The organism is Bacillus cereus group sp. RP37 (genome assembly GCF_040459695.1).
Classification (GTDB): Bacteria; Bacillota; Bacilli; order Bacillales; family Bacillaceae_G; genus Bacillus_A.
Map to the genome: position 1 here is coordinate 5,060,511 of NZ_JARVHP010000001.1, position 14,490 is coordinate 5,075,000.

Consider the following 14,490-nt stretch of genomic DNA (forward strand, 5'->3'; position numbering starts at 1 on the left):
ACCATTCCCCACCTTTCTTATCTTCATAATATTAGCTTCTCGTCATCTCATGTCCAATTGCACGATATCCTATATCACTTCGATAAAATAGACCATCACTCTCAATTTTACCGATTTCTTTATATACTTTATCTTTCGCTTCTTGTAAACTATTCGCCTTACAAGCAACAAATAATACACGGCCACCGTTTGTTACAAAGTCCCCATGTTTCATTACTGTACCCGCATGGAAAACAATCACATCTTGCAATGCATCTAATCCGCTAATAATATCACCTTTTTTATATGCTTCTGGGTATCCTTTCGAAGCAAGTACAACACCAATAACTGCTTCTTCTGACCATTGTAACGTTAGTTCACTCTCATCTAATACAGCGTTACATACATCAACTAAATCATTTTCTAAGCGAGGTAATACAACTTCCGTTTCAGGATCACCAAAGCGAGCATTAAACTCAATTACCTTTGGACCATCATTTGTTAAAATAAGTCCCGCGTATAAAATACCTGTAAACGAACGGTTTTCTGCAATCATCGCCTTAGCAGTGGGGTGTAATACAGTTTTTATCGCCTCTTGAACTGCTGATTCTGGAATTTGTGGTACTGGAGAATATGCACCCATTCCACCTGTATTTGGACCTTTATCACCATCAAAAGCTCGTTTATGATCTTGAGCAATTACCATCGGATGCACAGTTGTTCCATTCACAAATGCCATTAATGAAAATTCTTGTCCATCTAAAAACTCTTCAATAACGACCTTCTTACTTGCTTCGCCGAACTTTACATCTTGTAGCATCTCTTTCGCAGCTTGTAATGCCTCTTCAAGTGTCATTGCTACCGTTACACCTTTACCAGCCGCTAAGCCGTCTGCCTTAATAACAATTGGTGCACCAACTTTTTGAATGTACTGTACTGCTTCTTCATAGTCTGTAAAAGTTTCGTACGCCGCAGTTGGAATACTATATTTTTTCATAAGCTCTTTTGTAAAAGCTTTACTACCTTCAATAACAGCAGCCGCTTTATTCGGACCAAATACGCGAAGTCCCTCTTCTTTAAAACGATCAACAATTCCATTCATAAGTGGAATTTCTGGTCCAACGAAAGTTAACTCCACATGATTCTCTTTTGCAAATAAGACTAATGCATCAAAATCATTTTCATCAATATCAACGGGTGTTGCAACATCTCGCATACCTTCATTACCTGGTGCTACATACACCTTTTTCACTTTTGCAGATTGTGCAAACTTCCAAGCTAAAGCATGCTCACGCCCACCGCGGCCGATTACTAAAACATTCATATTTCATCCCCCAATACTTAAATAAGTACAAACTAGAAGCTATGCTCCTAGTTTGTTTTCATATCAATGTAAGTTTAAAAAGGAGGACCAAGATAACCGAGCAGGTTGAGGCGCATTTGACAGGAGGACACGGAGTGTAGCTTTCCTACATGAGTACCGCACTGGCTATGCAACGACGACATGCGAAGGTTATCTTGACCGGACTTTTTAAACAACCTCTATTAGTGTTTGAAATGACGTACGCCAGTGAACACCATAGCAATCCCATACTTATCCGCCACTTTAATAGAATCCTCATCACGGATTGATCCGCCTGGTTGAATGATTGCTGTAATTCCTGCTTTTGCTGCTTCTTCTAACGTATCTGGCATTGGGAAGAAAGCATCAGATGCAAGTGCGCTACCTTGCGCCTTTTCGCCTGCTTGTGTGATAGCAATTTTCGCCGAACCTACACGGTTCATCTGTCCTGCACCTACACCAACTGTCATGTTATCATTTGCTAAAACAATTGCATTTGATTTCACATGTTTTACAACTTTCCAAGCTAGTTTTAAATCTTTCCATTCTTGCTCTGACGGTTCACGTTTCGTCGGAATTGAAATTGTACTTTCATCTAATGATAACGTATCTTCCTCTTGAACAAGAAGTCCACCTTGTACAGAAGTTAGTTTTTTACTTGCACTTGTCGCTTTTTCAATATTTACAGTTAGTAAGCGTAAGTTCTTCTTACTTTGCAACACTTCTAAAGCTTCTTTTGAGAAAGAAGGTGCAATAATAATTTCTAAGAAAATTTCGTGTAACTTTTCTGCTGTAGCTTTATCAATTTCGCGATTCGCTGCGATAATACCTCCAAAGATTGATACTGGATCTGCTTCATAAGCGCGTGTGTATGCTTCATGAATGTCAGTACCCACTCCAACACCACATGGATTCATATGTTTTACTGCTACTACTGCTGGCTCTGTAAATTCTTTTACAATACTAAGTGCTGCATCTGCATCGTTAATATTGTTATAAGATAATTCTTTACCGTGTAATTGTTCTGCATACGCAACAGAAGAAGTTGCCGCGAATGGCGCTTTATAGAATGTTGCTTTTTGATGTGGATTTTCTCCATAGCGTAAATCTTGTTTTTTCTCAAATGTCACTGTTAATGTTTCTGGGCTTTCTTCACCCATTTGCGCTGTTAAGTAATTAGAAATTAACGCATCATATGCCGCTGTATGACGGAATACTTTCGCTGCTAATTTACGTTTTGTTTCTTCTTTTACTTCACCGTTCTCTTTCAGTTCTGCTAATACAACATCGTAATCTACTGGATCTACAATTACCGATACAAATTTATGATTTTTCGCAGCAGAGCGAATCATTGTTGGACCACCGATATCAATATTTTCAATTGCATCAGCAAATGTTACATCAGGCTTAGCGATTGTTTCTTTGAATGGGTATAAGTTAACAACAACAAAATCAATTGGCTGAATACCTAACTCATTCATTTGCGCTACATGCGTTTCATTATCGCGAACTGCTAATAGACCACCATGAATGTTTGGATGTAATGTTTTTACGCGACCATCCATAATTTCTGGGAACCCAGTTACTTCAGAAATACCAATTACTTGTAAGCCATTTTCTTCTAGTAATTTTTTCGTACCACCTGTTGAGATAACTTCGATCCCTTGTTCTAGTAAACCTTTAACAAATTCCACTACTCCTGTTTTATCTGAAACACTTACCAATGCACGCTTTTTCATTTATCCTTCACCCCTGGTTGTATGTTAGTTAACAGTTGGTTCTTTAACAGATTGAACAATTTGATTCACTGTATTTACGTATAATTTATGTTCAACTTGTTGAATTTTCTTTTGTAAGCTTTCTCTCGTATCCCCTTCAGAAACAACTACTGCTTCTTGCGCAATAATTGGCCCTGTATCCATACCTGCATCTACATAATGAATTGTTACTCCAGTTACTTTCACACCTGCTTCTAACGCTTGACCAACAGCATCTTTCCCTGGAAAACTCGGTAATAGTGATGGATGAATATTAATAATCTTCCCGCCGTAAGCTTCTAGTAAAGTCGGTCCAATTAAACGCATATATCCAGCTAAAATAACATAATCAATTTCATACTCTTCTAGCTTCTTTAATATTTCTTTTTCAAATGCTTCTTTTGACTTATATGCTTTCGCTGAAAAAGCGAAACATGGAATATGATGATAATGTGCCCGTCCAACAGCACGTGCTTCTGGTTTATCGCATACTAATAAACTAATATCTGCGTCTAATCTTTTTTCTTCTACCGCATTGATGAGAGATTGAAAGTTAGAGCCGCTTCCAGAAGCAAAAACTGCTAATCTACTCATAGTGCTGTGCCCCCATTAAAGGTAACGCCAGACCCTTGTACAGTACGTCCAATAATACGAGCTGTTTCTCCTTGCTCTTCAAGAAGACGAACGATATCTTTCGCTTCTTCTTCCTTCACTGCAACTACCATACCAATACCCATGTTAAAAATATTGAACATTTCTTTCTCTTCTAGTTTTCCAACTTCTTGAAGTAAACTGAAAATCGGTTGAATTTTCCAAGATCCTAATTCAATTTCTGCACCGATTCCTTCTGGTAACATACGTGGAATATTTTCAATGAACCCGCCACCTGTAATATGCGCCATACCGTATACTTCATGTTTCTTCAATAGTTCTAAAATAGGTTTGACATAAATTTTCGTTGGTTTTAATAATTCTTCACCAAGAGGTAGTTCTAAGCGTCCGTAAATGCGATCTAAAGATAGTTCTCCATCTTCTAGTAATACTTTTCGTACTAAAGAATAACCATTACTATGAATACCGCTAGATGCTAAGCCTATTAATACTTGACCAGCTTCAATTTTTTCACCTGTTACAATTTTCTTTTTATCAACAATTCCAACTGTAAAACCAGCTAAATCGTATTCTTCCGTAGAATACATTCCTGGCATTTCAGCTGTTTCTCCACCAATTAATGCACAACCAGCTTGGCGACAGCCCTCTGATATACCTTTGACGATGTTTTCAATTTTACTAGGTTCAGCTTTACCACAAGCAATATAATCAAGGAAGAAAAGCGGCTCTGCTCCTTGGACAACAATATCATTTACACACATTGCTACTGCATCAATACCAATTGTGTCATGTTTATCTGCCATAAAAGCGAGCATCAATTTCGTTCCCACGCCATCTGTTCCAGATACTAATACAGGTTCTTCTAATGCAAATTTTGATAGATCAAACATACCTCCAAAACCGCCTAAACCGCCTAGTACTTCTTTTCTCATTGTTGTTTGTACGTGTTTTTTCATGCGAGATACCGCTTCATATCCAGCTTCAATATCTACTCCTGCTTGCTTATATGCATTCGCCATCGTTATCTACACCTCGTCTTTTAATTTCTCCCTATCCAGGGCGGGCTGTTTTAAGAAAGAAGCTAGCTTCTACATCAAAAGAAGTAGAAGCTTTTTTCTCCTTATTTCATACTTTCTAAAAGCTCTTGCTCATAATCATAAAGAGCTGTTGGATAATCTCCATTGAAGTACGCCATACATAGACCGCCGTATTTCCCTTCATATGGACGTCCAATTGCATCTACTAATCCATCTTCACTTAAAAATGTTAATGAATCTGCACCGATTATTTCACGGATTTCTTCTACTGTATGATTTGCTGCAATTAATTCTTTTCTCGTTTGAATATCAATGCCATAGAAACATGGATACTTAAGAGGTGGTGAAGCAATTCTTACATGAACTTCTGTCGCTCCAGCCTCGCGAAGCATACGAACAATTCGTTTACTCGTCGTTCCTCTTACGATAGAATCGTCAATCATAACCACTCGTTTCCCCTCAACTACACCTCTTACTGCCGAAAGCTTCATCTTTACCCCTTGCTCTCGCAGTTCTTGAGAAGGTTGAATAAACGTACGTCCAACGTAACGATTTTTAATTAACCCTAACTCATATGGAATGCCTGTTGCCTCCGCATAACCAATTGCTGCCGAAATACTAGAGTCTGGTACACCAGTAACAACATCAGCTTCAATAGGAGCTTCTGCCGCCAAACGTTTTCCCATGTTTTTACGTGCTGCATGGACGTTAATACCTGCAATATTAGAATCCGGACGTGCAAAATAAATGTACTCCATACTACAAATTGCATGATCTACTTCATTTGTAAAACGATCTACATGAATTCCTTCATCATTAATGATAAGTAATTCACCTGGTTCTACATCACGAATATATGTTGCACCTACTACATCGAAAGCACATGTTTCTGATGCTACAACGTAAGCATCCCCCATCTTTCCAATTGAAAGAGGACGGAATCCATTCGGATCTAGCGCAACGATCATTTCATTTCCAGTTAGTAAAAGATATGCAAACGCACCTTTTACTTTATTTAGAGCCTCTTTTACACTTTCAATTAACGAATCTTTCGTACTACGTTTAATAAGATGTAAAAGTACTTCTGTATCTGAACTTGTTTGGAAAATACTTCCTTCTGCTTCTAATTCGCGGCGAAGCATTTTTGCATTAATTAAATTTCCGTTATGAGCTAGCGCCATGCTATGATCGGAGAAACGGAATAATAATGGTTGAACGTTAGCAACTTCACTTCCGCCAGCTGTCGCATATCTTACGTGTCCAATTGCTGATTTTCCGTTTAAGCCTTCTAGCTCACCTCTTGAAAATACTTCCGATATTAAACCTAACCCCTTGTGACCGACAATTTTCTCACCATTATTTACAACGATGCCTGCGCCTTCTTGTCCACGGTGCTGTAAACTATGCAATCCGTAGTACGAAACTTGTGCTGCATTTTCATGCCCCCAAATTCCGAAAACGCCACATTCTTCATTTAACCCCTTTATTTCAGCAAGCATGGGATTGCCCCTTTCCAAGCCTTTCTCATTTCATCTACATTTGCTGTAAGTAATACTTCATTTTCTTCATTATGAATTGTTACTTCATTTGTATTTGTCACTTCTCCAACTTGAATTGCTTCTACCGCTTTCTCGAATGCTTCCTTATTTTCACGTTTTACAGTTATAACGAAGCGAGATTGTGATTCAGCGAATAATGCTGCTGTTGCTTCCCCATCTAATTTCACAGTAGCACCTAAACCGTTCGCACCAATTGCACTTTCAGAAATTGCAACTGCTAAACCACCTTCAGCAACGTCATGTGCAGATTGAACAAGGCCAGCTTGAATTGCTGCTAATACTTGTTTTTGAAGTTTTAATTCTACGTCTAGATCGATACTTGGTGATTGACCGAAAATTTTGCCGTGCATCATTTTCTGTAATTCACTTCCACCAAACTCAGCTTTCGTCTCTCCAATTACATAAACTAAATCGCCAGCTTGCTTAAATTCCTGTGTTGTTACATGTTTTAAATCGTGTACAAGTCCAACCATCCCAACTGTCGGTGTTGGGTATACTGCTTCCCCACTACGTTCGTTATACATCGATACGTTTCCGCCAATAACTGGTGTTTGTAATGTGCGACAAGCTTCACTCATACCATCTACTGATTTTTCAATTTGCCAGAAGATTTCTGGTTTTTCTGGATTACCGAAGTTTAAGCAATCTGTAATTGCAAGTGGCTCTCCGCCAGAACATACGATATTACGCGCTGCCTCTGCTACTGCAATTTTACCGCCCATTTCTGGATCTAAATAAATGTAGCGAGAGTTACAATCTGTCGTCATTGCTAATCCTTTTTCTGTACCACGTACACGTACAACCGCTGCATCTGAACCTGGTGTAACAACTGTGCTTGTGCGTACTTGATAATCATATTGATCATATACCCACTCTTTACTTGCGATCGTTGGTTGTTGTAATAACGCGAATAACGTTTCTTTATAATTTTCTACTTTCGGCGTTTCCATTTTCATTTCTTGGAATTCAGCAAAGTAGGCTGCTTCTTTTGATGGCTTATGATAAATTGGTGCTTCTTCTGCAAGAGCATCTGCTGGTACTTCAGCTACCTTCTCACCTTTATGGAATAAACGAAGCATTTTGTCTTCCGTTACTTTCCCCATCGTAACTGCTGCAAGACCATACTTCTCAAATAAATCTACTATCTCTTGTTCTCTACCTTTTTTCACAACAATTAACATACGCTCTTGTGATTCAGATAGCATCATTTCATATGGTGTCATTCCTGTTTCGCGCTGTGGTACATCATCTAAGTACATTTCAATACCCATTCCTGCTTTACTTGCCATTTCTGCAGAAGATGATGTTAAACCAGCTGCACCCATATCTTGAATTCCAACAAGTGCATCCGACTGAATAAGTTCTAAGCAAGCTTCAATAAGAAGTTTCTCCATAAATGGATCTCCTACTTGAACTGCTGGACGCTTCGCTTCTGAGCTTTCAGATAGTTCTTCAGATGCGAATGTTGCACCGTGAATACCATCACGACCAGTTGACGCTCCTACGTACATTACTGTATTACCAGCACCGTGCGCTTGCCCTTTTTTAATATCTTCGTGGTTAATTAAACCTACGCACATTGCATTTACAAGTGGATTTCCTTCATAACATGGATCAAACTGTACTTCTCCACCAACAGTAGGGATACCGATGCAGTTACCGTATCCTGCGATTCCTGCTACTACTTCTTCGAATAAATATTTCACACGTGGTGATTGTAATTCACCGAAGCGAAGTGAGTTTAATAGAGCTACTGGACGTGCTCCCATAGAGAATACGTCACGGATAATACCGCCAACGCCTGTTGCTGCCCCTTGATATGGCTCAATAGCCGAAGGATGGTTATGACTTTCCATTTTAAATACAACCGCTTGATTATCACCGATATCTACAATTCCAGCGCCTTCTCCAGGTCCTTGCAGAACGCGCTCACCTGTTGTTGGGAACTTGCGAAGAACTGGTTTTGAATTTTTATAACTACAATGTTCAGACCACATTACAGAGAATAATCCTGTTTCCGTATAATTTGGCAGACGTCCTAAAATCTTTTCAACCATGGCAAACTCTTCGTCTGTTAGCCCCATTTCCGCATATATACGCTCTTCTTTAATTTGTGTTGGATTTGGTTCAAGCATTAACGACATATGTTTCCCTCCACTGTTTTAAGATAGATTGAAAGACTTTTAATCCTTCAGCACCGCCAAGTAGTTCATCTACAGCACGCTCTGGATGTGGCATCATACCAAGAACATTTCCTTTTTCGTTTACAATACCAGCAATATCTGAAACGCTTCCGTTCGGATTTTCCACATAACGGAATGCAATTTGATTATTCTCTTCTAATCTTTTAAGAGTTTCTTCATCACAATAGTAATTCCCCTCACCATGTGCGATTGGAATATTGATCACTGCACCTTTTTCATATTGTGATGTAAACATCGTTTCATTATTTTCAACACGCAACTGAACAGTGCGACACATAAATTTTAAGTTTTCGTTTCTCATTAACGCTCCTGGTAGTAATCCTGATTCAACAAGAATCTGGAATCCATTACAAACACCTAAAATCGGCTTTCCTTGCTCAGCAGCTTTTTGCACTGCTTTCATTGCGTTAGCAAAGCGAGAAATAGCACCGCAGCGTAAGTAGTCGCCGTAAGAGAATCCACCTGGTAGTAAAATTGCATCATATTCATCTAAATTCTCTGTATCGTGCCAAACGTAATCTACTTCTTCGCCAAGCTCATCTTTAATTGCATGGAACATATCAACATCACAGTTCGAACCTGGAAATACTATTACTGCAAATTTCACTGTGCGACAACCTCCTCAACCTCATAACGGAAGTCTTCCATTACAACGTTCGCTAATAGTTTTTCACACATTTCCTTTACCTTTGCGTCAAGGTCAGATACTGATTTATCAATTGTTAGTTCCATGTACTTTCCGATTCGTACATCTTGTACTTCTGTAAACGAAAGACTATGAAGTGCTCCTTTTACCGCTGTTCCTTGTGGATCTAATACGCTTTCTCTTAATGTTACATATACCTTAACTTTATACATGTGAAATTCCCCCTAAACGTTTTAAAATCTCTTCATAAGCATCTGTTAAATTTCCAAGATCGCGACGGAATACGTCTTTATCAAACTTTTCATTGCTCGTTTCATCCCATAAACGGCAAGTATCTGGTGAAATTTCATCCGCTAAAATAATTTCTCCTTCTTCCGTTACACCAAACTCTAATTTAAAATCTACTAATCTTACACGACAGCTTGCGAAATGCTCAATCAATACTTGATTGATTTGTAGAGCCATATCTCGTAATACGCTTACTTGCTCTGGCGATGCAACGTTTAATACACGAATATGATCTTCTGTTACAAGCGGATCTCCTAAATCATCATCTTTGAAGTAAAATTCTACGATTGGTTCTGCAAGTACAGTTCCCTCTTCCATTCCTAATCGTTTTGAAAGACTTCCTGCAATTACATTTCTTGTGACAACTTCTAAAGGAATAATACTCACTTTTTTAACAAGTTGCTCTATCTCAGATAACTTCTCAATAAAATGTGTTTTAATTCCTACTTCTTGTAACTTTCTGAACAATAAAGTTGTAATCTCATTGTTCAAACGACCTTTTCCTGTAATCGTCTCTTTTTTCTCCCCATTGAAAGCAGTCGCACTATCTTTGTACTCTACCCAAACCATATCTGCTGATTCTGTACGATAAATTCTTTTTGCCTTACCTTCATACAGCAATTCTAGCTTTTGCATTTCGCAAGCCCCCTGTAGTTTGAAAAATGTGAATAATATTTTTATAAAGAATGGCACAGAATGACTCTATTCTGTGCCATATGAAATTTTATGCTTCGTTTAATCCTAGGCGTTCAAAGATTGTATCAACGTGTTGCATATGATGCTCATAGTTGAAGCATTCATTAATTTCTTCTTGTGTTAACTTGCTCGTAATACGCTCATCAGCTTCTACAAGCTCTTTAAATTGTACTTGTGTTTCCCAAGCTTCCATCGCTTTAGGCTGTACGATATCATAAGCTTCTTCACGTACCATACCTTTGTCGATTAATGTAAGCATTACGCGCTGAGAATAAATTAAGCCGTATGTTCTCGTCATATTGCGTTTCATATTCTCTGGGTATACAGTTAAGTTTTTAACGATATTACCAAAGCGATTTAGCATATAATTTAACGCGATTGTAGCATCTGGTAAAATTACGCGTTCTGCCGAAGAGTGAGAAATATCACGCTCATGCCATAATGGAACATTCTCATACGCTGTCATCATATAACCGCGGATAACACGAGCTAAACCAGTCATATTTTCAGATCCAATTGGATTACGTTTATGTGGCATTGCAGAAGAACCTTTTTGGCCTTTTGCGAAAGCCTCTTCAACTTCACGTGTTTCACTCTTTTGTAAACCACGAATCTCAACCGCCATCTTTTCGATAGATGTTGCGATTAGTGCAAGTGTTGACATGTAATGAGCATGGCGATCACGTTGCAATGTTTGTGTTGAAATCGGTGCTGCTTCTAATCCTAAGTTTTCACAAACATACTTTTCTACGAATGGATCGATATTTGCGTATGTACCAACCGCACCAGATAATTTACCAACGCGAACTGTATCAGCAGCTTGCTTGAAACGCTCTACGTTACGTTTCATTTCTTCATACCAAAGACCAAGTTTTAAACCAAATGTTGTTGGTTCTGCATGAACACCGTGTGTTCTTCCCATCATGATCGTGTATTTATGCTCTTTCGCTTTGTTAGCTAAAATGCTTACAAAGTTTTCTAAGTCTTTTAATATGATTTCATTCGCTTGTTTTAAGATGTAAGATAACGCTGTATCTACTACGTCTGTAGATGTTAAACCGTAATGAACCCATTTACGTTCCTCACCTAATGTTGGTGTTTCTGATACAGCACGAGTGAATGCAACGACGTCATGACGTGTCTCTTTTTCAATTTCATAAATACGATCAATATCAAATGATGCATGCTCACGAATTTTTTTAACATCTTCTTTTGGAATATCGCCAAGCTCAGCCCATGCTTCACAAGCTAAAATCTCAACTTCTAACCACGCTTTAAATTTGTTCTCTTCCGTCCAAATTGCACCCATTTCTGGGCGTGTATAACGACTAATCATCTTTTTCCCTCCAACAGTTGTTCTTGATGGTCCCAAATATGCAAACTCTTCGCTTTTTCTAGAGCGACTTCAATATTATCATTTAAAATATTAACATGCCCCATTTTTCGCTGCGCTTTTGCTTCTTCTTTTCCATACAAGTGTAAATAGCACCCGGTTAATCTATTCACTTGTCTTAGGACCCCTTCTATATGTTCGCCTAAAATGTTTACCATGACAACTGGTTTTAACAAATTTGTTTCTCCAAGAGGTAAATTACAGATTGCTCGAATATGTTGACCGAATTGACTCGTTTCACATGCATCCTGTGTATAGTGGCCTGAATTGTGAGGTCTTGGTGCTAATTCATTAATGTAAATCTCACCATCAGCTGTAGCAAACATCTCTACCGCTAGTGTTCCCACAAGTTCTAGTTCATCCGCGAGCACTTTTGCATAAGCGATTGCTTTTTGAGAAAGTTCTTCTGTAATGCGAGCTGGAACGATAGATTCATGCAAAATGTTATTTACATGAATATTTTCCGCTACCGGAAATACTTTCGTTTCACCACTTACACTACGAATCACAATAACTGATACTTCTTTTTCAAAAGGCACCCATTTCTCTAAAATGCATTCTGCTGCATTCGCAAGCTCTCGCGCTTTATCAATGTCACCTTCACTTCTTAAAACAACTTGCCCTTTCCCATCATATCCACCTGTCGTCGTTTTTAAGACGGAAGGATATGATAACTCGGCGATTGCTTCAGTAAGCTGCTCTTGAGTTTGAACCAATCTATACGTTGCTACTGGTAATCCCGCTTTTTCAATTGCATTCTTTTCTGTAAAACGATTTTGCGTTTTACTTAACAACTGACTGCCTTGCGGTAAGTACGCATGTTTTTCAAGCCATTGTAAACATCTATAATCAATATTCTCAAATTCATATGTGACAACATCACTGATCTCTGCTAAATGCTGAATTGCTTTTAAATCGTCATATGGTGCAACAATTTCAATATCAGCAACTTGTGCACATGGTGAATTTTTTGTAGGATCTAAAACAGCAATTTTATATCCCATCTCCTTAGCTGCCAATGCCATCATTCTTCCTAACTGGCCGCCTCCAATAATGCCGATTGTTTTTCCAGGTAAAATGATTCTCGTCATACTAGCTCACTACCTTCGCGCACATCTTTTTCAATTGCTTCTCGTCTCAATTCTAAAGCATCATGTATATCATCATGGAATGATCCAAGTATTTGTGCAGCAAGTAAACCAGCATTTGTTGAACCAGCCTTACCAATTGCAACAGTTGCAACCGGAACCCCTCCTGGCATTTGGACGATGGATAATAATGAATCTAAGCCGTTTAACGCTTTTGATTGAACTGGAACTCCGATTACAGGAAGATTCGTCTTCGCTGCAACCATTCCTGGTAAATGCGCTGCTCCACCAGCTCCAGCAATAATAACTTTCAACCCACGTTCACGAGCTGTCTCTGCATATTCAAACATATAATCCGGAGTCCGATGAGCAGATACAACTTTTTTCTCATACGGTATATTTAATTCATCTAAAATGTCACAAGCATATTTCATTGTTTCCCAGTCTGACGTGCTTCCCATTATGACTCCAACTAGTGATTTCATATTAGAATCCCCCCGATTCAAATAAAAAAAGCCTGAAATAGAACAGTTTCTCTTTTACTATGAGAGAAAGCGCTCTACTCAGGCATACGTATCCCTTGTGAATAGAAAAATACCGAGTGACTTTCCCTCATAGTCTAACGAATAACGGTCGTTAGGTAGAGACTTGCAGGCCATATCCCCGCGATTATATGAGGTCTTATATATTATTGTTTCTATGGCTATATTAACAATATTTCATAAACAATGTCAATAAATAATCGAATGTTTTTTTATTAGTTGCTGATAACGTTCGTGTTTTAGTTATATTCAAAAGAAGAATTGCAACTATATGCAAGAAGGAAGGGGAATTAGAATATATATTTCTAGAGATCTATTTTACATATAACTGTTTACATAGTACTTCAGTATGTTTTGATCAAAGTATATAGAACTTATTATTGTAGCGATTTAATTTCTAAGGGGGGAATAATCGTGAAAAAAATAACTATGCTATTATCCTATTTATTTTTCTCTATTGCAGTAATTGCTGTAATGATTGAATACTTATTTATATCATCCCATTTTTTCTACTCTCATTATTTTAAATATATACTTGCGCTAGAAATAATGTGTCCTATCATAGGTATTATTTTAGGAGTACTCGGAAAATCTGGAAAACCAAAAATCATTGCTATTACTTTGAATAGCCTTATTTTCATTCTTTTTTCTTCTTTAGCGTTATTAAATGTATGGATTATGACATTTGGTAAATAAAAATAAACACAAAAAAACCTAAGTCGAATCGACTTAGGTTTTTGCTTGGCGACGTCCTACTCTCACAGGGACAAGGTCCCAACTACCATCGGCGCTAGAGAGCTTAACTTCCGTGTTCGGTATGGGAACGGGTGTGACCTCTCTGCCATCATCACCAAACTATGAAGGCATATTCCTTCAAAACTAGATAACATTTGCTTCATATTATATGGTTAAGTCCTCGATCTATTAGTATTCGTCAGCTCCACATGTCACCATGCTTCCACCTCGAACCTATCAACCTGATCATCTTTCAGGGATCTTACTAGCTTACGCTATGGGAAATCTCATCTTGAGGGGGGCTTCATGCTTAGATGCTTTCAGCACTTATCCCTTCCGCACATAGCTACCCAGCTATGCCCTTGGCAGAACAACTGGTACACCAGCGGTGCGTCCATCCCGGTCCTCTCGTACTAAGGACAGCTCCTCTCAAATTTCCTACGCCCACGACGGATAGGGACCGAACTGTCTCACGACGTTCTGAACCCAGCTCGCGTACCGCTTTAATGGGCGAACAGCCCAACCCTTGGGACCGACTACAGCCCCAGGATGCGATGAGCCGACATCGAGGTGCCAAACCTCCCCGTCGATGTGGACTCTTGGGGGAGATAA

At 38.7% G+C, this 14,490-nt stretch carries 13 protein-coding genes, 2 rRNA genes and 1 riboswitch (1 of these 16 cut by a window edge); of the genes, 1 reads left to right on the forward strand and 14 read right to left on the reverse strand.

Annotation, left to right across the window (positions count from 1 at the left end; all coding sequences use genetic code 11):
• Positions 1 to 31: 31 nt before the first annotated feature.
• From purD to purE, 12 genes are all read right to left on the reverse strand, one after another.
• The gene (purD, locus tag QCI44_RS26565; protein ID WP_016089551.1) at positions 32 to 1,303 is read right to left on the reverse strand and encodes a phosphoribosylamine--glycine ligase; all 1,272 of its coding nucleotides are present in this window, start codon (positions 1,301 to 1,303) and stop codon (positions 32 to 34) included.
• A gap of 221 nt (positions 1,304 to 1,524) precedes the next feature.
• Positions 1,525 to 3,060: a bifunctional phosphoribosylaminoimidazolecarboxamide formyltransferase/IMP cyclohydrolase gene (purH, locus tag QCI44_RS26570; RefSeq protein ID WP_016089552.1), complete on the reverse strand. Its 1,536-nt coding sequence runs from the start codon at positions 3,058 to 3,060 to the stop codon at positions 1,525 to 1,527.
• A gap of 24 nt (positions 3,061 to 3,084) precedes the next feature.
• Positions 3,085 to 3,672, reverse strand: coding sequence for a phosphoribosylglycinamide formyltransferase (purN, locus tag QCI44_RS26575; protein WP_353811508.1), 588 nt, complete (start codon positions 3,670 to 3,672; stop codon positions 3,085 to 3,087).
• Positions 3,669 to 4,709, reverse strand: coding sequence for a phosphoribosylformylglycinamidine cyclo-ligase (gene purM, locus QCI44_RS26580; protein WP_088083170.1), 1,041 nt, complete (start codon positions 4,707 to 4,709; stop codon positions 3,669 to 3,671). The genes purN and purM overlap by 4 nt, the downstream gene beginning before the upstream one ends.
• A 101-nt stretch (positions 4,710 to 4,810) precedes the next feature.
• A complete protein-coding gene (purF, locus tag QCI44_RS26585) occupies positions 4,811 to 6,226 on the reverse strand; it encodes an amidophosphoribosyltransferase (RefSeq protein ID WP_000879028.1) in 1,416 nt (471 codons plus the stop codon).
• The gene (gene purL, locus QCI44_RS26590; RefSeq protein WP_016089555.1) at positions 6,211 to 8,430 is read right to left on the reverse strand and encodes a phosphoribosylformylglycinamidine synthase II; all 2,220 of its coding nucleotides are present in this window, start codon (positions 8,428 to 8,430) and stop codon (positions 6,211 to 6,213) included. Before purL ends, purF begins: the two co-directional genes overlap by 16 nt.
• Complete coding sequence (gene purQ / locus QCI44_RS26595; RefSeq protein ID WP_000666781.1) at positions 8,414 to 9,097, reverse strand: phosphoribosylformylglycinamidine synthase subunit PurQ; 684 nt, start codon at positions 9,095 to 9,097, stop codon at positions 8,414 to 8,416. The genes purL and purQ overlap by 17 nt, the downstream gene beginning before the upstream one ends.
• A complete protein-coding gene (purS, locus tag QCI44_RS26600) occupies positions 9,094 to 9,348 on the reverse strand; it encodes a phosphoribosylformylglycinamidine synthase subunit PurS (RefSeq protein ID WP_000278820.1) in 255 nt (84 codons plus the stop codon). Before purS ends, purQ begins: the two co-directional genes overlap by 4 nt.
• On the reverse strand, positions 9,341 to 10,060 hold the full coding sequence (purC, locus tag QCI44_RS26605) for a phosphoribosylaminoimidazolesuccinocarboxamide synthase (protein ID WP_016089556.1): 720 nt from the start codon (positions 10,058 to 10,060) through the stop codon (positions 9,341 to 9,343). Before purC ends, purS begins: the two co-directional genes overlap by 8 nt.
• Before the next feature lie 88 nt (positions 10,061 to 10,148).
• Positions 10,149 to 11,456, reverse strand: coding sequence for an adenylosuccinate lyase (purB, locus tag QCI44_RS26610; RefSeq protein ID WP_000625687.1), 1,308 nt, complete (start codon positions 11,454 to 11,456; stop codon positions 10,149 to 10,151).
• A complete protein-coding gene (gene purK / locus QCI44_RS26615) occupies positions 11,453 to 12,604 on the reverse strand; it encodes a 5-(carboxyamino)imidazole ribonucleotide synthase (protein WP_098560671.1) in 1,152 nt (383 codons plus the stop codon). Before purK ends, purB begins: the two co-directional genes overlap by 4 nt.
• Complete coding sequence (purE, locus tag QCI44_RS26620; protein WP_000839367.1) at positions 12,601 to 13,086, reverse strand: 5-(carboxyamino)imidazole ribonucleotide mutase; 486 nt, start codon at positions 13,084 to 13,086, stop codon at positions 12,601 to 12,603. The genes purK and purE overlap by 4 nt, the downstream gene beginning before the upstream one ends.
• 110 nt (positions 13,087 to 13,196) lie before the next feature.
• Positions 13,197 to 13,298: riboswitch (purine riboswitch) on the reverse strand.
• Between the two features lie 259 nt (positions 13,299 to 13,557).
• Between purE and QCI44_RS26625 the strand changes: the two genes are divergently transcribed.
• A complete protein-coding gene (locus tag QCI44_RS26625) occupies positions 13,558 to 13,839 on the forward strand; it encodes a hypothetical protein (RefSeq protein ID WP_016133476.1) in 282 nt (93 codons plus the stop codon).
• A 43-nt stretch (positions 13,840 to 13,882) separates the two neighbouring features.
• Here the strand turns inward: QCI44_RS26625 and rrf are convergent.
• Both rrf and QCI44_RS26635 read right to left on the reverse strand, forming a co-directional pair.
• A 5S ribosomal RNA gene (gene rrf, locus QCI44_RS26630) occupies positions 13,883 to 13,998 on the reverse strand.
• A 49-nt stretch (positions 13,999 to 14,047) separates the two neighbouring features.
• A 23S ribosomal RNA gene (locus tag QCI44_RS26635) occupies positions 14,048 to 14,490 on the reverse strand (it continues 2,479 nt past the right edge of the window).

Bases quoted from the DNA above. Each gene is read 5' to 3' on its own strand.
- purS (WP_000278820.1), bottom strand. From the start codon at position 9,348: ATGTATAAAGTTAAGGTATATGTAACATTAAGAGAAAGCGTATTAGAT.
- purB (WP_000625687.1), bottom strand. From the start codon at position 11,456: ATGATTAGTCGTTATACACGCCCAGAAATGGGTGCAATTTGGACGGAA.
- purD (WP_016089551.1), bottom strand. From the start codon at position 1,303: ATGAATGTTTTAGTAATCGGCCGCGGTGGGCGTGAGCATGCTTTAGCT.
- purF (WP_000879028.1), bottom strand. From the start codon at position 6,226: ATGCTTGCTGAAATAAAGGGGTTAAATGAAGAATGTGGCGTTTTCGGA.
- purK (WP_098560671.1), bottom strand. From the start codon at position 12,604: ATGACGAGAATCATTTTACCTGGAAAAACAATCGGCATTATTGGAGGC.
- purH (WP_016089552.1), bottom strand. From the start codon at position 3,060: ATGAAAAAGCGTGCATTGGTAAGTGTTTCAGATAAAACAGGAGTAGTG.
- purM (WP_088083170.1), bottom strand. From the start codon at position 4,709: ATGGCGAATGCATATAAGCAAGCAGGAGTAGATATTGAAGCTGGATAT.
- purE (WP_000839367.1), bottom strand. From the start codon at position 13,086: ATGAAATCACTAGTTGGAGTCATAATGGGAAGCACGTCAGACTGGGAA.
- purN (WP_353811508.1), bottom strand. From the start codon at position 3,672: ATGAGTAGATTAGCAGTTTTTGCTTCTGGAAGCGGCTCTAACTTTCAA.
- purL (WP_016089555.1), bottom strand. From the start codon at position 8,430: ATGTCGTTAATGCTTGAACCAAATCCAACACAAATTAAAGAAGAGCGT.
- purC (WP_016089556.1), bottom strand. From the start codon at position 10,060: ATGCAAAAGCTAGAATTGCTGTATGAAGGTAAGGCAAAAAGAATTTAT.